This is a genomic window from Streptomyces sp. NPDC045695, from assembly GCF_056432025.1.
Genome location: NZ_JBWKJU010000001.1, coordinates 235,590 through 254,546, shown reverse-complemented (window position 1 = coordinate 254,546; position 18,957 = coordinate 235,590). Strand labels below are relative to the sequence as shown.

At 70.0% G+C, this 18,957-nt stretch carries 12 protein-coding genes and 3 pseudogenes; 5 read left to right on the top strand and 10 right to left on the bottom strand.

Features of this window, described 5'->3' with window-relative positions:
• Positions 1-157: 157 nt before the first annotated feature.
• On the bottom strand, positions 158-1,558 hold the full coding sequence (locus tag AC07DU_RS01160; RefSeq protein WP_479108911.1) for a glycoside hydrolase family 43 protein: 1,401 nt from the start codon (positions 1,556-1,558) through the stop codon (positions 158-160).
• Between the two features lie 542 nt (positions 1,559-2,100).
• A pseudogene (locus AC07DU_RS01155) lies at positions 2,101-2,679 on the bottom strand (zinc-binding dehydrogenase); the annotation flags it as partial.
• 161 nt (positions 2,680-2,840) lie between these two features.
• On the opposite strand from AC07DU_RS01155, the gene AC07DU_RS01150 reads away from it, so the two are divergent.
• The 5 genes and pseudogenes from AC07DU_RS01150 (at position 2,841) to AC07DU_RS01130 (ending at position 8,928) form a co-directional block, all read left to right on the top strand.
• Entirely contained in the window at positions 2,841-3,899 is a 1,059-nt protein-coding gene (locus AC07DU_RS01150; protein ID WP_479108909.1) for an MFS transporter, read from the top strand.
• Between the two features lie 9 nt (positions 3,900-3,908).
• Positions 3,909-4,068, top strand: a pseudogene (locus AC07DU_RS01145) (Rv2578c family radical SAM protein); the annotation flags it as partial.
• 757 nt (positions 4,069-4,825) lie between these two features.
• Entirely contained in the window at positions 4,826-6,628 is a 1,803-nt protein-coding gene (locus AC07DU_RS01140) for a family 43 glycosylhydrolase (protein WP_479108907.1), read from the top strand.
• 224 nt (positions 6,629-6,852) lie between these two features.
• Positions 6,853-8,460, top strand: a pseudogene (locus AC07DU_RS01135) (glycoside hydrolase family 43 protein); the annotation flags it as partial.
• Entirely contained in the window at positions 8,437-8,928 is a 492-nt protein-coding gene (locus tag AC07DU_RS01130; RefSeq protein ID WP_479109355.1) for an RICIN domain-containing protein, read from the top strand. The pseudogene AC07DU_RS01135 and the gene AC07DU_RS01130, both read left to right, overlap by 24 nt.
• A gap of 223 nt (positions 8,929-9,151) precedes the next feature.
• On the opposite strand, the gene AC07DU_RS01125 is transcribed toward AC07DU_RS01130, so the two are convergent.
• The 8 genes from AC07DU_RS01125 to AC07DU_RS01090 all read right to left on the bottom strand — a co-directional run bounded on the left by AC07DU_RS01125 (position 9,152) and on the right by AC07DU_RS01090 (position 18,925).
• The gene (locus tag AC07DU_RS01125) at positions 9,152-9,865 is read right to left on the bottom strand and encodes an alpha/beta fold hydrolase (protein WP_479108905.1); all 714 of its coding nucleotides are present in this window, start codon (positions 9,863-9,865) and stop codon (positions 9,152-9,154) included.
• A 169-nt stretch (positions 9,866-10,034) separates the two neighbouring features.
• Complete coding sequence (locus tag AC07DU_RS01120) at positions 10,035-10,943, bottom strand: helix-turn-helix domain-containing protein (protein WP_479108903.1); 909 nt, start codon at positions 10,941-10,943, stop codon at positions 10,035-10,037.
• 40 nt (positions 10,944-10,983) lie between these two features.
• The gene (locus AC07DU_RS01115) at positions 10,984-11,835 is read right to left on the bottom strand and encodes an alpha/beta fold hydrolase (RefSeq protein WP_479108901.1); all 852 of its coding nucleotides are present in this window, start codon (positions 11,833-11,835) and stop codon (positions 10,984-10,986) included.
• A 138-nt stretch (positions 11,836-11,973) separates the two neighbouring features.
• On the bottom strand, positions 11,974-13,221 hold the full coding sequence (locus AC07DU_RS01110; protein WP_360895794.1) for a PucR family transcriptional regulator: 1,248 nt from the start codon (positions 13,219-13,221) through the stop codon (positions 11,974-11,976).
• Between the two features lie 137 nt (positions 13,222-13,358).
• On the bottom strand, positions 13,359-16,232 hold the full coding sequence (locus AC07DU_RS01105) for a helix-turn-helix transcriptional regulator (RefSeq protein WP_479108898.1): 2,874 nt from the start codon (positions 16,230-16,232) through the stop codon (positions 13,359-13,361).
• A gap of 60 nt (positions 16,233-16,292) precedes the next feature.
• On the bottom strand, positions 16,293-16,907 hold the full coding sequence (locus AC07DU_RS01100) for an FMN reductase (RefSeq protein WP_479108896.1): 615 nt from the start codon (positions 16,905-16,907) through the stop codon (positions 16,293-16,295).
• Positions 16,904-17,989: an LLM class flavin-dependent oxidoreductase gene (locus AC07DU_RS01095; RefSeq protein ID WP_479108894.1), complete on the bottom strand. Its 1,086-nt coding sequence runs from the start codon at positions 17,987-17,989 to the stop codon at positions 16,904-16,906. Before AC07DU_RS01095 ends, AC07DU_RS01100 begins: the two co-directional genes overlap by 4 nt.
• 99 nt (positions 17,990-18,088) lie before the next feature.
• Positions 18,089-18,925: an alpha/beta fold hydrolase gene (locus tag AC07DU_RS01090; protein WP_479108892.1), complete on the bottom strand. Its 837-nt coding sequence runs from the start codon at positions 18,923-18,925 to the stop codon at positions 18,089-18,091.
• Positions 18,926-18,957: the final 32 nt, after the last annotated feature.

Genomic DNA, 18,957 nt, shown 5'->3' with positions numbered 1-18,957 from the left:
CGTAACCGGACTTCCCCCTGCCCCACCGCGTACGGTCGACGGGCCCGTCCGGGTCGATCTCCCCACGGACACCGCCTGGTCCCTTCGGGTTCAACCCGAAGGGACCAGGCCGGCGTTTCCCAACGGCCGTGAAGCCAAAGGCCCGAGCCGACCCCCGTCAGTAGCCGACGTGGAACGTGGCGTCGGCCTTCTCCGTGGTGGTGGCGATCGGGTCGATGCGCAGGACGTAGCCGGTGTGCCGGATGTAATGCGTCGGGAAGTTGTGCGAACGGAAGGACGACCAGGAGGAGTCGGCCAGGCCGGCGGTCCTGTGGAACGTGGCGTCCGCGGCGAAGGTCGCGGTGCCGTCGTTCTCATCCAGCCGCAGGTCGTACTTGGAGTGCCGCAGGTAGCGGGTCGGGAAGTTGACCGACTGGAAGGACACGCCCGCGCTGTCGGCCAGGCCGCGTACGAGCTTCCACTGCGAGTCGGTGTACGGGTCGAACGGGTAGACATCGATCCGGCCGACGGAGTTGGCATGACGGACGTAACGGTCGGGGTAGTTGTAGGACTTCAGCCGGTTCCAGGCGGGGGTGCCCCACTTCGCCACGAGGTTGTCGTACTCGGTCGTGGTGATCGTCGCGATGGTGCAGTGCTTGGAGTTGAGGGGCTGGGTGTAGTCGCGCTGGTCCAGCGCGGTCCAGGTGCCGGCGGCGAGGTCGTTGCTCTGCCAGGCGTAGAAGACGCCGTTCGGCGTGTAGGTGTCGCCCCACAGGTACCAGGATCCGGAGGTCAGGGACTTCACCAGGGTCGGCGCCTCGGTGCCGCCGTGGGCGGCCGCCGTGCTGAAGGGCGTGAAGCTGCCCGGCTGCAGGGTGGTCGACCGCGCGCCCACGAGGGCCTGGTCCCTCCCCCTGTAGTAGAGGTAGTTGACGCCGTTCACGCCCACGGCGAGGTTGCCGTCGATGATGTCGTAGCCGGGGTCGAAGAAGACCTGCGGGGACGTCACCGTCTGGAAGTTGGTGGTGTAGTTCACCATGAGCACGTTGTGGCCGCTGGCATTGACCGACGAGTAGATGATCCCGTACTCGCCGCGGCCGGCGTCCCAGAACGCCTCGGGTGCCCAGCTGTGGGTCACCATGTCGTGCAGCTTCAGCCGGCGGTAGCCGGTGAGGGTGCGCAGGTCCACGGAGTCCCAGACGTGGATGTACTGGCTGTTGTAGCCCCAGTCGGTGCCCTTGAGGTCGGTGGCGAGGACGACGAAGGTGCCGTCCTGCTTGCGCATGATGAACGGATCACGCAGACCGCCCGCACCCGCGGTCGGGGTCACCACGGGGTTGTTCTGGTTGAGCGGCATCCAGCGCAGGCCGTCGGTGCTGACCGCCAGGTGCAGGCCGTAGTCGGCCTCCAGCATGGTCGCGGACTCGGTGAAGTAGCCCATGACGTAGGCCGCGTCCGCGGCGTAGGCGGGCCTCGCGCCCAGGGCCAGCGTTCCGGACAGGGCCAGCGGGACGGTGGCGGCCATACCGAGGAACAGGCGTCGCGACGGGTGGGGGCCGGAGCCGGTTGTTGCGGTCATTTGCGCTCCAGGGTGCGTGGGGGGCGGGCGGCCGTTCTCGGCAGTCACGGCATGCACCGTCGCAGTGCTGGGCGGGGGCACCCGGACCACGGGATGCACGGGTCCCGCGGGTGGTCGCGGACGTTGCGTCCAGGGGCGGAAGGTTGCTGCCCGTTCCGTGGAGCCCAGCCCGTCGGGAGTGCGGGGACGGCGGAAGCAAGATCGAATGTTAGCGCTAACAATCTATTCAGCCAGGTCACGCGGTAGATGAGAGCGGCTCGGTGGCCATCACTATGAGTCAGCCCGAGTAGCGCGTCAAGGTCACGCGCAAGGTCGTCCCGCTGCCCGGCCGGGAATGGCAGCCCGACCCGATCCCTCGTCCCGGACGGGCACGTCGGCCTCGACGAAGCCCAGCCGCCGGTTCATACCGATGGCCGCAGCGTTGCCCGGGGGGGAAGGCCCGCATCCAGTGCACGCCGTGCGAACGCGCGAAGCTGATCGCCAGAAGCTTCATCGCCAGCGCGACGCCCCTCCCCCGGTGGCCGGCCAGCACTCCGTCTGCGCTATTGGGGGACGGTGAGCAGGATGCGGCCGTGGCCACCGCCGGCGTCGACGTGGTCGTGGGCCTGGGCCATGTCGTCCAGCGGGTAACGGTCGCCGACGGCGACGGTGAGGTCGCGGGCGGCCTGACGCTTGGCCTCGGCGGGGAAGTCGTCGCTGCCGAGCAGTCGCAGGGTGACGTTGTTGAACAGCAGCGGCCAGAAGGGGATCTCGGTGCGGTCCGTGCGGGTGGCGTAGGCGGCGATGACGGCGTTGCCGGCGGCGACGGCGTTGTCGAGGTCGGCGTTGTCGGACAGCGCGACTTCGATGATCCGGTCGACGCCCCGTGGCGCATACGAGCGGATGGCCGCGGCGGGGTCGCCAGTGTCCAGGGCGACGGCGTGGGAGACGACGGCCGGGTCGACGCGGTCGAGGTCCGCGGTGCGGCGGACGGTGGCGAGTACGGTGGCGCCGGCCCAGTGGGCGAGCTGGGCGGCCAGGGAGCCGACGCCGCCGAGGACTCCGTGGACCAGGACCAGTCGGCCGTCGACCGGGCCGTCGGCGAAGACGGTGCGGTGGGCGGTGATGCCGGGGATGCGAGGCTCGCCCCCACTCGTGCTGTCCCGGGTGTTCTTCGGCACCGGCTCCACCTCGCTCCTGATCACCCTGGCGGTCTTCGCCGTCGCCTACCTGATGCGCCCGCTCGGCGCGATGGCCTTCGGCCACATCGGGGACCGGCTCGGGCGCCGCAAGGTGCTGCTCGATGGCGGTGATGACCCCCGCGATGCTGGCCACCGCCATGCTCCCGACCCGCGACCAGATCGGCTCCGCCGCCGGGGTTCTGCTGTTGCTGCTGCGCTGTGTCATGGGCTTCGCCGTCGGCGGCGAGTACACCGGCGTCACCGCCTACCTGGTCGAAGGCGCCGCACCCCACCGGCGCGGCCTGGTCGCCTCGCTGGCCTCCGCCGCCAGCGAGATCGGTGCGCTGCTCGCCGCCGGGGTCACTGCCCTCACCGTCACCCTCGTCCCCGGTCCCGCCCTGGACGCGTGGGGGTGGTGCATCCCCTTCCTGTTCGGCGCGCTGCTCGCCACCACGGTGCTGATCGCCCGCTCCACCATGCGCCAATCCCCCGCCTTCGAGCAGCAGCCCCCGCCCGACACCAAGGGGGAGGGCCCACTGATGACCACTCTGCGCACCCGGCGCCCCACGCTCTACCGGACGTTCGCGATCTCGGCGCTCGGCTCGGTGACGTATTACGTCGGCATCAGCTACGTCCCCACCTACCTCGGCGCGGTCAGCGGCTTCAGGGAGTCCGACGCCCTGTGGCTGTCGACCATCGCGGCCCTCGTCGTCATCGTCGTCACGCCGTTCGCGGGTGCCCTGTCCGACCGGGTCGGCCGCCGCCCCGCACTCACGCTCTTCGGTGCCCTGGCGGTGATCCTGCCGCTGGCCATGTTCGGCCTGATGACCCAGGGCAGCTTCGCCGCCGCACTGACCGGCGCGGCCGTCCTGGCCTGCGTGGCAGGCGGCATCAGCGCGGTCGCGGCCTCCGCGATCGCTGAACAGTTCCCCGTCGCCCAGCGCCTCAGCGGCCTCGCGCTCGGCGCCACCGCTGCTACCGCCCTCTTCGGCGGACTCACCCCTTACGCCTCCCAGGCCCTGGTCGACTCCACCGGCTGGGCCCTGATCCCCGGCGCCCTGGTCGCCGCCACTGCCCTGGCCGTCATGCCCGTCCTGCGCCGCCTCCCGGAAACCGCGCCAGCCATCCGTGCACCCCAGCCCGGCCATCTCGACCCGGAACCCGAACCCCAAGCCCGCTGAGCAGACTTCGTGCGCTGGAACAACCTCACCGACGCCGCCGGGCCCGCCGCACTCTTCGCCCCCTGGCACAGTGCGTACCCGGACCTTCGACACCCCGGAGTTCCTCAGCATCACCTTCCACGAGGTCCACGCGAAGTCGATCGTCAACCGGGTCCCGGACGGCTCAAAGCCTTCCAAGGTGCCGCTCGCATAAATGGCCACGCCGTAGACAGCTCGTCTACGCGTCGGCGGACCGCACCACATCGCGATCACCGTGGATCAGGCGCGGTCAGCGCTGCAGGGTGAGCAGACCCGGCCGGTACGGCAGCTCACGTCCGTCCCGTCAGCAACTTTGACAGGACGAGATTCTGATGACGTCTCAGTGACGGGCAGGTTGCGACGCGGGGACTTGACGGCCGCTCATGTGCCGTGGTTTTCTCCCTGCAACACACCGGATGTTCGACTTTCAAGTTGTTAGCGCTAACAATGCGCCGGAGGCCCGGTATCCCCACCCCGCAGGGGTCACGCCTTGCCGCCGCCCCGGACAAACAGTCCGTTCGCGCAGTTCAGCGCACCAATCCAGATGACCAACCGCCCCGATGCGGGACACGGTCACCGGCCCGGACGACCGAAAGGCAGCACAATGGCCGACACCACCAACTCCCTTGCAGGCAGCGGCCGCCCGCCCGGCATCCGAGTAGGCGAAGACGGTCTGACGGAGCGCCAGCGCTGGGCGGCTCCGTCCGCATCGCACGGTTCGCACTGACCACACCCCGAGCGCAGCAACGTCCCTCCTCCGCTTCTGACCAGCTGCTCAGTCCCCGAGGCGCAGCACCAGGAAGGACCACACCATGGCCAGTACCGCCGTCCACAGGCCAACGGCTCACCCGACCGCAGTGAGGTCACCCGCCGCCGGTACGAGCCCAGCCCGGGCAGCCCGGGTGCTGATGATCCTCATATTGGCGTTCGCCGTCCTTCCCGCCGCGGTGCATCCCACAGCGGCCAGGGCCGACAACCCGATCGTGCAGCACGTCTACACCGCCGACCCTGCCCCACTGGTGCACAACGGGCGGGTCTACCTCTACACCGGGCACGACGAGGACGGCTCCACCTCCTCCTTCGTGATGAACGACTGGCGGGTGTGGTCCTCCGCCGACATGGTCAACTGGACCGACCACGGCTCCCCGCTCAGCCTGAACACCTTCAGCTGGGCCGGCGCCAACGCGTGGGCGGGCCAGGCCGTCGAACGGGACGGCAAGTTCTACTGGTACGTGCCGGTGTCGGTCCGGGCGACCGGCCAATTCGCCATCGGCGTGGCGGTGTCGGACAGCCCCACCGGCCCGTTCCGGGACGCCCTCGGCCACCCGCTGGTGGAGAACAGTGAGATCGACCCGACCGTCTTCATCGACGACGACGGCCAGGCCTACCTGTACTGGGGTAACCCGAACCTGTGGTACGTCAAGCTGAACGCGGACATGACGTCCTACGCAGGCAGCCCCGTCAGAATTCCGCTCACCACCGAGGGCTTCGGATCCCGCACCGAGAACCCCGACCGTCCCACGCTGTACGAAGAAGCGCCCTGGGTCTACAAGCGGAACGGCCTGTACTACATGGTGTATGCGGCCAAGTGCTGCTCGGAGTTCATCGCCTACTCCACGGCCCCCAGCCCGACCGGACCGTGGACCTACCGCGGAACAGTCATGCCCGCCCAGGGCAACAGCTTCACCAACCACGCGGGCATCGTGGACTTTCAGGGCAACTCGTATTTCTTCTATCACAACGGCGCCCTCCCGGGCGGCGGCGGCTTCACCCGCTCGGTCGCAGTGGAGAAGTTTTCCTACAACGCTGACGGAACGATCCCGACGATCAATATGACGACGGCCGGGGCGCCGCAGGCCGGCACGCTCGATCCTTATGTCCGCCAGGAAGCCGAGTCCATAGCGTGGGGCAGCGGCATCGAAACCGAACCCTCCAGCGAGGGCGGGACGAACATCAGCTGGATTGAAAACGGCGATTACATCAAGGTCAAGGGCGTGGCATTCGGCACCGGTGCCGGCTCGTTCACCGCCAGGGTGGCCTCAAACACCAGCGGCGGCCGAGTTGAGCTGCACCTGGACAGTGCTACTGGGCCGACGGTCGGGACATGCACGGTGTCGGGCACCGGAGGCTGGCAGACCTGGAGCACGGTCTCGTGCCCTGTTACCGGTGCGACCGGGACCCACGATCTGTACCTGCGCTTCGCCGGTGGCAGCGGGTACCTGTTCAATATGAACTGGTGGCAGTTCACCACCGGCCAGTCCACCTTCTCGTCAACCGCCGTCGCCCAGCACAGCGGGCACTGCCTGGACGACCCCAACCAGAGCACCACCGACGGCACTCAGTACCGGCAGTACACCTGCGGCGCGGGTGAGGAACAGCGGTTCGACTTCCGTCCGGTGCAAGGGGTGGCGGACACCTACTCCCTGGTGAACCGCCACAGCGGCAAGTGCCTCGACATCCGCGGTGTCTCCACCGCCGACGGTGAGGCGGTCCACCAGTGGACCTGCCACGGCGGCACGAACCAGCATTTCACGCTGCGGCATGTCACCGCCAACGACTACCAGCTCGTCGCGGTGCACAGCGGCAAGTGCGTGGACGTCAGCGGGATCTCCACCGCCGTCGGAGCATTGGTCCACCAGTGGACCTGTGACTCCGCCAGTGCCCTGGCCACCAAGAAGAACCAGGTGTGGCGCCTGACCGGCAAGAGCTGAACCAACACAGGGTCGGGCCCGGGCCGGCAACCCGGTGCCCGACCCTGCCCAGGGCCTTTGCGCGACGGTTTCATCTCGCCGCCCGGCCTGGGTCAGCCCTCGGGTCACGTCAACGACGTGCAGGGCGCGGCGCACTCAGATCCCCCCTGCACGACTCGTCCTCGGAAATGTTAACGCTAACACTTCGGCTCTCGGTCCCCCACGCGTGAGGAAGCTGATCTGGTATGTCCTGGCTCCAACACCCCCACAGCCGCCGGAAAGTCATGGCGACCACCGTCGGCCTGGTCGCGGGCACCACGCTGCCGGCGATAGGCGCGAGCGCGGCGGCGGCCACGACGGCCCAGCAGGAGCGGTTCACCAACCCGGTGATCTGGCAAGACTTCGCCGACCTCGAGGTCATCCGCGTCGGCGCCGCGTACTACTACACCGGCTCGACCATGCACTTCTCGCCGGGCGCGCCCGTCCTGCGCTCCTACGACCTGGTCAACTGGGAGTTCATCGGCCACTCGGTGCCGGTCCTCGACTTCGGCGACGCGTACGACCTCAAGGGCGGACGGGCGTACGTCCAGGGCATCTATGCGTCCTCGATGCGCCACCGCCCCAGCGACGGGACCTTCTACTGGGTGGGCCAGATCGGCGGGCAGCGGTCGTACGTATACAGAGCCACCAACGCGGCGGGCCCCTGGACCCGGCACGCCGAGATCGGCAGCAATTACTACGACGCGGGGCTGCTCTTCGACGACGACGGCACCCCGTACGTGGCGTACGGCGCCAACGAGATCCGCGTCGCGCAGCTCTCCACGGACATGCGCACCGAGGTCAGGTCCGAGCACGTGCTCACCAAGCCCGACTCGTTGCACTATATGGAGGGCTCCCGCTTCTACAAGATCAACGGGAACTACTACATCTTCGTCACCCGCCCGCCCAACGGCCAGTACATCTGGAAATCCACATCAGGCCCCTTCGGCCCGTACACGATGCGGGAGGTGCTGTTGGACCTGCCCGGCCCGATTCCCGGCGGCGGCATACCGCACCAGGGCTCGCTGGTCGACACCCCGAACGGCGACTGGTACTACATGGGCTTCATCGACGCCTATCCCGGCGGCCGCGTCCCCGCCCTGGCCCCGGTCACCTGGAACGCCGAGGGCTGGCCCGAGCTCCAGACCGTCAACGGCACGTGGGGCGAGACATACCCTTACCCGGTCACCCCGCACCCGCTCCCGCCGATGACCGGCGCCGACACCTTCCAGGGAACGGCGCTGGCGCCGTACTGGGAGTGGAACCACAACCCCGACACCGCCGCGTTCACCGTCAACAACGGGCTCACCCTCAGGACCGCCACCGTCACCGACGACCTCTACAACGCCCGTAACACCCTCACCCGCCGCATCCAGGGCCCCGCCTCCACCGCGACCGTCGTGCTCGACTGCTCCGGGATGGCGCACGGCGACCGGGCCGGGCTGGCGATGCTGCGGGACTCCTCCGCCTGGATCGGCGTCACGCGGCAGGACGGCGCCAGCAGGCTGGTGATGTTTGACGGCCTGACCATGGACGCCAACTGGAACACCAGCAGCACCGGCACCGAGCAGGCCCGCGCCGACCTCCCCGCGTCCGGCAGCCGCGTCTGGCTGCGCGCCGCCGCCGACATCAGCCCGGGGCCGGGCCGCCAGGCGACGTTCTCCTACAGCACCGACGGCACCACCTTCACCCGGCTCGGCCCGGCCTTCACCATGAGCGATAGGCCTCATTTCTTCATGGGCCACCGCTTCGCCGTCTTCAACCACGCCACCCGGGCCCTCGGCGGCGAAGTGCTGGTGGAACGCTTCGAGTTGCGCGCGCACGCGCCGGCGGCCCCTGTGGACACCAACGCCTGGTACGTCATGGTCAACCGCAACAGCGGCAAGGCACTGGACGTGGCGGGCGTGAGCTCCGCTGACGGCGCCGCGCTCACGCAGTGGGCCCGGTACGACGGGCCCAACCAGCAGTTCCAGTTCGTGGACTCCGGTGGCGGCTACTACCGGTTGAAGGCGAGGCACTCCGGCAAGCTACTGGACGTCTCCGGCTGGTCGACGGCCGACAACGCCGCCATCCACCAGTGGAGCGACCACGGTGGCGTGAACCAGCAGTTCCGGTTGGTGGACTCACCGGACGGATACGTCCGGTTGATCAACCGCAACAGCGGGAAGGCCGTCGAGGTACCGGGCTTCTCCTCCGCCGACGGGACCGGCATCGTCCAGTATTCGGACTGGGGCGGCGTGAACCAGCAGTGGAAGCTCGTCCGCGTCGGCTCCACGGGCTAGTCCTCCTGGTCCGGGCCCACAACGACCTGCTGCCCCCTGCGGAGGACTGAGGCCCTCTCAGGCCACAGGTCGGGCGCGGCGTTCAGGGTGAGCTGCCACATCGGTTCGGCGCCTGTGCCGAATGCCGCGGCGAGCCCGTACCCCACGGACGCGTCATAGGGGTCCCGGGCGCGATGGCAACTCGACTGGCCCGGGCGCTCCTGTCGTGGCGGTGGTCGGTCGGTCAGCTCGTCGCCCGTACCGCGTCCCTGATCAGGTCGGCGACCCGTGTGGGTTCGGACAGGACGACGGCGTGGGAGGCGTCCGGAAGTTCGACGACGACGGCGCCGGCCCGTGCGGCGCCGAAGTGCTGGACTTCGGGGCCGATCGTGCGGTCTGCCCCGGCCACCAGAGCCCAGGACGGTTTGGTCCGCCACGCCGCCGCGGACGCGGTCTCCGTGAAGGCGGCCGTGGCGAGCGGGCGTTGGGTCGCTGCCAGGACACCGGCGACCTCCTCGGGCACGTCCGCCGCGAAGACGGAGGGAAAGGCCGTCTCCTCAATGGTGACCTCGACCCCCGAGTCGCCGTCGAGGAGCGGGTACGTCCACTCCTTCAGGTGGCCCGTCAGCGGAGACTCGGGGGAGCTCCCTTGGAGCTGGCCGAGGCTCTCGCCCTCGTGGGGCACGTAGGCGGCCACGTAGACGAGCGCGACGACGTTCTCCGCGGCGCCGGCCACGGTGATGAGCGCACCGCCGTAGGAGTGGCCGACGAGTACGACCGGGCCGTCCACCTGCGCGAGGACGGAGGCGAGGTAGGCGGCGTCCGACGTCAGCCCCCGCAGTGGGTTCGACGGAGCGATCACCGGGATACCGCTGCTCCGCAGTTCCGAGATGACGCCTATCCAGCCTGTCGCGTCGGCGAAGGCACCGTGCACGAGGACGACGGTGGGGTGGGGCATGCGAGTTCTCTTCTCGGTGTCGGGCCACGTGTGGGGCGTCGTCACGACGGTCAGGCGCGGCCCGGAGTGCGGCAAGAGGTCCGTGCGACTGTTACTCACGGTAGAACTGCGGAATTGGCTCCTCTTGTACGTGCGCGCATCCGCGCTGTCATGGCAGCGCACACGCGTCTCAGCGCCTTCGCTCGTCCTGGGCGCCGGCAGTCCTCGATGTGAAGGCCGAGGTCGCCAGCGCCTGCCACTCGCTGGGGCTCATGCCGTAGGCCCCGCGGAACGTACGGCTGAAGTGCGAGGGGCTGCTGAAGCCCCAGCGGTGTGCCACCGAGGCCATGGTGATCCTCCGGTTGGAACGGCCCAGTTCGAGCCGGCAGATCTCGAGCCTGCGCTGCCGCACCCATTGGCTCACCGTGCTGCCGTCGTTCTGGAAGAGCTTCTGCAGGTACCGGACGGAGATGTGGTGGGCGCGTGCGATCGACTCCGGGGAGAGGTCCGGGTCCATGAGATGTTCTTCGATGTAACCGTGGATACGGGTCAGCATGTCGTTGACGGCCCCGGACGCGTCGTCGGCCTCGCCCGTCGTGTCCGCTTCGAGGAGCTCCATGACCAGGACGGAGAGGAGGTGTACGGCCGTCCGGGCACGCCGGTCCCCGATCGTGGCCCGGCGGAACTCCGCCTTGGCGGCGAGCGCGGTCAGGAAGTCGGACGCCAGTGCCCCGATCCCCTCCCCGCCGCGTACGGGTACGCCGAGCACCTGGTTCAGTTCCGGCTCCGTGACGCCCAGATAGCAGCGGGGGATCCGGAAGAAGATCATCTGGCAGTCCTCGCCGAACCGCAGCAGGTGTCGCCGGGCCGGGTCGCAGAAGACGAGGTCGTTCGGCTCCAGCAGGGTCTTGGCACGCCCGTGGACCACGGTGACGGGCCCACGGACATGGACGCCGAGGTAGACGTGGTTCCGGTCGTTCGTCTCCGGCATCTCGGAGAGCATCTGGACCAGCCACCCGGAGCGGGAGGAGGGCGAGGTCGGATCGGGCGCCTGTCGGGGCATCCGTTCGGGCACACGGGACATCAGCGTGAGGGTCATGGGGAGTCCTAGCGTAGGTACGTGCGGGAGGAGGGCGGATTCACACCCCGTTCGCCGGCTCCTCGGCCAGGAACTCGTCCACCACGGCGTTGAAGGCCGGCGGGTTCTCCAGGAAGGGGAAGTGTGAGCTCGCCACGTCGGAGGCGAAGACGTGCAGGCGTGCGCCGGGAATCCGCTCGGCGACGAAGCGCTGCGAATCGGGGTGCACATGGCTTCCCTCACAGCCGATCACCAGGGTCGGCACATCGATCCGGGGAAGCACGTCGCGCCAGTCCTGCGCGCAGTGGTCGAACAGCAGCGGTACGCCCGCGGCGGCGGGTGTCGACCGGATCTCCTCGCCGACGAAGGCCAGCACGTCGGGGTCGGGCTCGCCGGAGAACATGCCGCGCACGAAGTCGGCGCGGACCGTGTCGCCCTCCGGACCCGCGAGAGACGCACCCAGGTACAACAGTCCCGACACGTCGAAGATGGCACCGGAGTCCCGCTGTTCCCGCTCGGTCATCCACGGCACGGCGGCGACCGCCGCGGGCTGGTCGACGGCGACGAAGCGCCGGATCCGTCCGGTCCCGTACTGGTCGATGAAGCTCCACCACACCGAGACACCCATGGACCAGCCCAGTGCGTCGAAACGGTCGAGACCGAGATGGTCGACGAGTTCGAGCACATCGCGGGAGAACCGGGCGATGCGGTAGCCGTGACGCGGCTTGCCGGACTTCCCGTGGCCGCGGAGGTCGACGGTGACGACGCGACGGCGGGGCGCCAACCCCTCGATCTGGTGGCGGAACATCGCCTGCGTCTGCCCCCAGCCGTGCAGCATCACCAACGGGACGCCCTCGCCGCCGGTGTCCTGGTACGCGAGCCGTGCGCCGTCCGTCGTGATCAGTTCCTTCATGACCTCTCCCCAGGTCAGAGGCGGCAGATCGTTCCCGCCCGTCCCGAACATCATCGAATGGAGCCCGCCGCCCGCACCACCGCGAGCTGTAGGAATCGGGCCGTGGATCCTCCTCGCTTTGTCGAAGCGGGTCCGCGGTCAGACGGCCACGTCGCCGCCTGGGGCGAGGAGTTCCTCGATCCGGAGGCCGAGGTGCAGACTGAGCCGGTGGGCGCCGTCGTCGAGGTCGAGTCCGGTGATCTCCTGAATCCGGCGCAGGCGGTAGTAGAGCGAGGTGCGGTGGATTCCCAGCGTGTCCGCGGTCCGGGGAATCGATCCCGCGTGTTCGAGGAAGCAGCGCAGGGTGTCCCGCAGGCGGTCGCCGCCATGAGTGTCGCTCAGGGTACGGAGCGGCTCAGGGACCAAAGACGCGTTCAGGGCGTGCTCGGGAAGCTGGAGCAGCACTGCGAGCTCCCCGAGCAGCTCCCAGTCACCGGCGCTCTTCAGGGTGGGCAGTCGGCGTGCCGCGCGTGCCGCCACGAGCGCCTGCTCGTACGACGTCCATGCGTCGTCCAGGCGGGGGTGCCGGCCGCCGACGCCGATCACGGGGTCCGCCGACGGACCCAGGAAGGTGCGCAGTTCGTCCAGGATGCGAGCGGACTGTGCGGTGACCTCGTCCTGGCCGGGTGGGCGGTCGCGCAGCTGGAGCAAAGTCGCCCGCTCCTTGCCGATCGCGATGAGGCCCTGGGCCGAGCGCGTCTGCCGGAACCCCTCCAGCGCCCCCCACAGGGCCGCCTCGGACTGCCGCACGAGCTCGGTCGCGCAGCTCAGCCGGACGACGGTGACCAGGACGTGCTCGGCTGCTCCGAGCAGTCCGAGTTCCCTGCCTCGCCGCCGTGCGGTGGTACGGGCGGCGACGTCCGTGCCGACGAGTTCGAGGACGAGGTCCCGCTCGTCGGCCTTCCGGGTGTCGGTGGCGATGTGCTCTCCGTGCATCTGGGCGGCCATGGCGTCCGCGGCCCGGGCGATGGCACGGGTCTCGTGCTCTGCGAGCGTCTTCTCGGGCACGACCACCAGCAGCAGTCCGAGGAGATGCCCGCGCTCGCGCAGGGGCACGACGTAACGGGGCAGCAGTCCGAGATCGTCACGGCCGTCGATGAATCCGGCTCGGGACCACTGGGTCACGCCCTGGGCGAGGACGTAGCGGATGGTCGCGTTGTCGGCGCGGCCCTGCAACAGCGTGCCGATGCGGACCGGGTCCTCGTCGCCGAAGTGGCGGCTCGTACAGACCATGCGGACCAGTGGGTCGTCGACGGCGACGGACCGGCCGAGCCGCTCCGCGAGCTCGTCGACAAGCGCCTGGAGCTCGGGGCTGCCGGGGCGGGCTCGCTGGAGCCTTACGGTCATGCGCTGTTCCTCTCTCGACCAACGGTTCCCCGCGGACTTCTCCATTCCGCGGCTCTTGATCATTCTGAGGAAGCGACGACCTCGGCACATCACACGAATCGTCCATTGCGATGACGCATGCGTGGGATACGAAGCGACTACTCTCCGCTGTCGCGGTGCTTCACCAGCCGGGTCAGCTCCATGCGCGAGGTGATGTCCAGCTTGGTGAAGGTCCGGCGCAGGTGCGAACTCACCGTGTGCGGCGAGAGCGAGAGGCGCTCGGCCACCTGCTGGTTGGTCAGCCCTTGGGCCACGAGTCTTGCCACCCTTGTCTCCGCGGTCGTCAGCTCGGGCCATGCACCGGACAGTCCGGCGGTCGAGGGCCGGCGGCGGACGCCAGCGGCCCGCAGGCGCCGGCGGACGCGTGCGACGTCCCGCTCGGCGCCCGCTCGCGCGTAGAGCGCGAGGGCCGTGTCGAAGTACGGCACCGCTTCGGGCTTGCGGGTGACCGCCAGCTTGCGTCCGGCGTCTTCCAGTGCCGAAGCCCGGGCCAGCGGCCGAGGGCAGTCCTCGTACAGCCGGACGGCGCGTACGAGAGGAGCGAGGTCGTTGTCGAGCAGCCCCCGGGCGTGTGCGGCGGTGGCGGCCAGGAACGTGAGGTGGGGGTTGAGCACGGCTAGTCGCTCGGCCAGGGCCACTGCCTGCGCGGCCCGTTCGTGTACGCCGGCACGCAGCGCCAGGCGGACGAGGACCGGGGCGTCGGCGGGGTCGACCAAGCCGGCGTACGCCGGCCGGTCCGCGGCGGGCGACGTCATCACCTCGTCGAGTTCGGCCATGGCGCGGTCGGGCCGGCCTTCGAAGTCGGCCATCAGCGCCAGCATCCAGGAGCCGAACTGCCGGACGACGGGTGCGCCGTCGCTCCGCATGCGCCTCGCCTGCGCCGCGTACGCCCGGGCGCTCTGCTCGTCGTTGGTGTGGAGGGCGACGCGCATCATCACGTACCGGAGCGTGACGTCGGCCAGGTTGCCCGGGCCGAGGTCGTCGGTCGTCGCGGACGCGGCTTCGGCGTCGGCCCGGGCGTCCGCCAGCCGTCCGGCCTCCAGAAGGATGCGGGAGCGGGTCATGAGCCACATACCGGTGGCCGCTGTCCGGCCCTGCTCCCTGGTGATCCGGATGCCGTCCTCCGCGGCGGCGAGCGCCTCCGCGGAGCGTCCGGTGGTGTTCGACAGGAGAGCGTGCCACAAGGCCTCCGGAACCCACAGCGAGGTGCTGACGCCCAGGGCGTCGGCCAGCGCGGCGGACCGCTCGGCCTGCCGGAACGCCTCGGTCAAGTCCATGCGGTGGAAACTCACCGCCGAGCGGACCGTCGTCAGCGTGGCCTCGGCTGAGCGGTCCCCCGCTGCCGCCGCGGTCTCCCATGCCTCCGCGGCGACCTGCTCGGCCGCCGCGTGCTCGCCCGACATCGACAGGCCGACAGCGAGCATGGCGAGCAGTCGCCCCCTCACGTCCACGGGGATCCCGGGCAGTGCCGACCCGGCGCGGGCCTGACGGACCGCCTCGGAGAAGTCGAACGGTACGGCGAGGCGTGCCAGGGCAAGGCGTATGCGCGCCTCGTCCTCTGGTCCGAGGGCCCCGGTCGCCAGGGCGGAGGCCCCCAGTTCACGCGCCCGGGCGGCCCGGCCCGTCTGCCAGAGCAACGGGATCGTCTCGGCGATGACCCGCGGCCGCTCCGGAGCGTCCGCCGTGGTGAGCTCCAGGGCCTTGAGACTGCGTTCCGCGGCGGGTCCGGGAGCGGTGGCCGCGAGTTCCGCCGCGGCGGTGCGCAGCCGGTCGGCCTCCGCCACGTTTCCGGGCGCCGCTCCCCCGGCCTGCGCCACATCTGCCGACGCTCTCCCGGCCGACGGCCCGGGACGCTCCACGGAGGAGGCCGCGCTCCCCGGCGGCAGCTCGGCGGCTTGACCACGCAGGGCTTGACGCAGGGGCAGGGGGAGGCCGGCTTCCACCGCCTCGAGGACCAGGCCGTGGCGGAAGGCGAGGCGATCGCCGCTTTCGATGAGCAGATCGGCGTCGAGGGATTCCCGCACCGCTGTGATGAGCGCCGCCGATGACCTGCCGAGCAGTTCGGCCAGCAGCGCGACGGTGACCGGACCGCCCACGGCGGCCACCGTCTGGACCAGCTCCCGTGCCTCGCCGGACAGCTGGTCGAGGCGGCGCACGACGGAGGGGAGTTCCCGCGGGGCGGGGGGTCCCGCCGGCAGCCTGCCCGTGCCGTTCGTGATCGTCACCGCCTTCCGAAGCGAGCCGAGCAGCTCGACCAGCAGCTGCGGGACCCCTTCGGCGCGACGGACGACGCGCAGGACGTCCGGGTCGGGAGCGGCGCCGAGGACGTCCTCGGTGATCCGTGTGGTCGCCCGGTCGTCCAGCGCTCCCAGCGCCAGCTCGTGTGCGCCTGCCCGTCGGATCCGGTCCAGGGTCGTGCGCACTCCGGACGGCACGCGGCCGCCGCGCACGCCGACCATCCACAGGATGGCGTGCGACGAGAGTCCGGCCGCGAGGGTGCGGAAGGTGAGAAGGGTCAGGTCGTCGCACCACTGGAGGTCGTCGAGGACGACGAGCAGCGGGCCGTTTCGAGCCGTCTCCCTCAGGCGGTCCCCCAGTTCCTGGAGCAGCCAGAAGCGCTGGCCAGGTGTCGTGGCGAGATCCCTGAGGCGGACGGCTCCCGACAGTGGTTCCTCGCCGGAGAGCAGACCGTCGAGGAGCGGGCCGAGCGGCACGAACTGTTCGTCGGGGTCCGCCGCTCCCTCGAACACCCTCGTCCCGCGCCGCCCTGCGGCTGCCGCGGACTCCGCGAGGATCCTGGACCTGCCGATGCCGACGGGGCCTTCGACGCGGACGATCCCGCCTTCCCCCCGGTCGAGCGCGTCGAGCCGCGCCTCGATGAACGCCAGTTCGGCGTCCCTGCCGCGCAGCGGCGTCCGTACCCCGTCGAGCTCCTCGGGCACGGTCCTCGTCGTCACTCGGTTCACGCTCATACGGCGGAACAGTATGAACCATATGAACCACCTCGCCGTCGCCCGGGCCAGGGGCCCGTCTCAGTCGAAGCGCAGGTCGGCGAGTTGCCGTTCGAGGACGGTGACGTCGTCCGCGGGCTCTTCACCGACCGGGCGCGCCTCCATGAGCGCGGCAAGCTCGACGCCTGCCCTGCGGACGCGGCCGGGCAGGCCGTCGGTGTACTCGTCTCCCCCCGAGCCCCAGTCCTCGGAGGCGGCGAACACGGCGGTGGGGACGACGACGGCGCGGAGATAGGCGAAGAGCGGGCGCACGGCGTGCTCGAGGACCAGGGAGTGGCGGGCGGTACCGCCGGTCGCCGCGATCAGGACCGGCCTCCCGGAGAGGGCGTCCGGATCGATCACGTCGAAGAAGGACTTGAAGAGACCGCTGTAGGAAGCCGCGAACACGGGAGTCACCACGATCAGGCCGTCAGCCGCCGTCACCGCGTCGATCGCGGCGCTCAGCCGCGGGGGAGGAAAGCCTGTCACGAGGTGGTTGGCGATGTCCCCGGCCAGTTCCCGCAGCTCCACGACCTCGGTCGACGGCGCCTGTTGCCGGGAGGCGAGTTCGTCGCGGGCCGCCTCGGCCAGCCGGTCCGCGAGCAGGCGGGTGGAGGAGGGCGTGCTGAGCCCCGCGGACACGACGATCAGCTTCATGAGGGGGACACCTCCCGGACGGCTCGGAGCGACGTGTGCGTGGGGGCCTGCGGCACGTCGGCCGGGCGACCCTTCGCGAACTCCCTCCGCAGGACGGGCACGACCTCTTCGCCGAGGATGTCCAGCTGTTCGAGGACGGTCTTCAGAGGCAGGCCCGCGTGGTCCATCAGGAACAGCTGACGCTGGTAGTCGCCGATGCTCTCCCGGAACGACAGGGTCCGCTCGATGACCTGCTGGGGAGAGCCCACCGTCAGCGGGGTCTGCTCGGTGAAGTCCTCCAGCGACGGGCCGTGGCCGTACACCGGAGCGTTGTCGAAGTAGGGACGGAACTCCCGTACGGCGTCCTGGGAGTTCTTGCGCATGAAGACCTGTCCGCCCAGGCCGACGATGGCGTCCTGCGGCCGGCCGTGGCCGTGGTGCGCGAACCGGCGCCGGTAGAGCTGCACCATGCGTCTGGTGTGGTCGGCCGGCCAGAAGATGTTGTTGTGGAAGAAGCCGTCGCCGTAGAAGGCGGCCTGCTCCGCGATCTCGGGGGACCTGATGGATCCGTGCCAGACGAAGGGCGGGACGCCGTCCAGGGGCCTGGGTGTCGAAGTGAAGGCCTGGAGCGGCGTACGGAACGTGCCCTCCCAGTCCACGACGTCCTCGCGCCACAGCCGGCGCAGCAGCGTGTAGTTCTCCTTGGCGAGGTTGATGCCCTGGCGGATGTCCTGTCCGAACCACGGGTAGACCGGACCGGTGTTGCCGCGCCCCAGCATGAGGTCGACCCGGCCGTCGGCCAGGTGCTGGAGCATCGCGTAGTCCTCGGCGATCTTCACCGGGTCGTTGGTGGTGATCAGCGTCGTGGACGTGGACAGGATCAGCTTCTCGGTGCGGGCGGCGATGTAGCCGAGCATGGTCGTCGGTGACGACGGGACGAACGGCGGGTTGTGGTGCTCGCCTGTCGCGAAGACGTCCAGGCCGACTTCCTCGGCCTTGAGGGCGATGGCGACCATCGCCTTGATGCGCTCGTGTTCGGTCGGAGTACGGCCGTTGGTGGGGTCGGGGGTCACGTCCCCGACGGTGAAGACGCCGAACTGCATGGTGCCTGCTCTCCTGGGCTCGTCCGGTTCCCGCGACGGGAACCGGGGCCGGGGTGACGTCGGGGGCTCCGGCGTCACCCGGCGGGTCAACGTGCGGCGTCACTTCGCCAGGAAGGCGAGGAGGGCGGTGTTGACCTCCTCGGCGTGGGTCCACAGCAGGCCGTGCGGGGCGCCCTCGATCTCGACGTAGTCGGCCGACGGGAGCGCCTTGTGGAAGGGGCGGGCGGTGCCCTCGGCCGGCAGGATGCGGTCGGCGGTGCCGTGCAGGATCAGGGCGGGCACGTCGACCGCGGGGATGTCGGCGCGGAAGTCGGTGTACCAGGTCGCCGGCGCGGCGGACGCGGCGAAGGAGCCGCCGCGGGCCGCGGTGTTCCAGCTGTTGCGGACGGCCTCCTCGCTGATGCGGGTGCCCAGGTTCTCGTCGAGGTTGTAGAAGTCCTGGAAGAAGGCGGTGTAGTAGGCGTAGCGGTCGGCCTTGACGGCGGAGACGACGCCGTCGAAGAACTCCTTCGGGGCCACCCCGTCCGGGTTGTCGTCGCTCTTGAGCAGGCAGGGCTCCAGCGAGGCCAGGAAGGCGACCTTGGCGACGCGGGCGGATCCGTACGTGGCTATGTAGCGGGCGACCTCGCCGGTGCCCATGGAGAAGCCGACGAGGACGGCGTCGCTCAGGTCGAGCGTCTCCATCACGGTGTTCAGGTCGGCCGCGAAGGTGTCGTAGTCGTAGCCGCTCGTCGGCTGCGAGGACTGCCCGAATCCGCGGCGGTCGTACGTGATCACGCGGTAGCCGGCGTCGAGCAGCGCGGCGCTCTGCCGCTCCCAGGAGTGACCGTCGAGCGGGAAGCCGTGGATGAGGACGACCGGCTGCCCGGCGCCCTGGTCCTCGAAGTACAGCTCGACGGGGTTGGTGTTCTCCTGGCCCACGGTGATGTACGGCATGGGGATGCTTCCTCGATTCGGGTCGGCTGGTC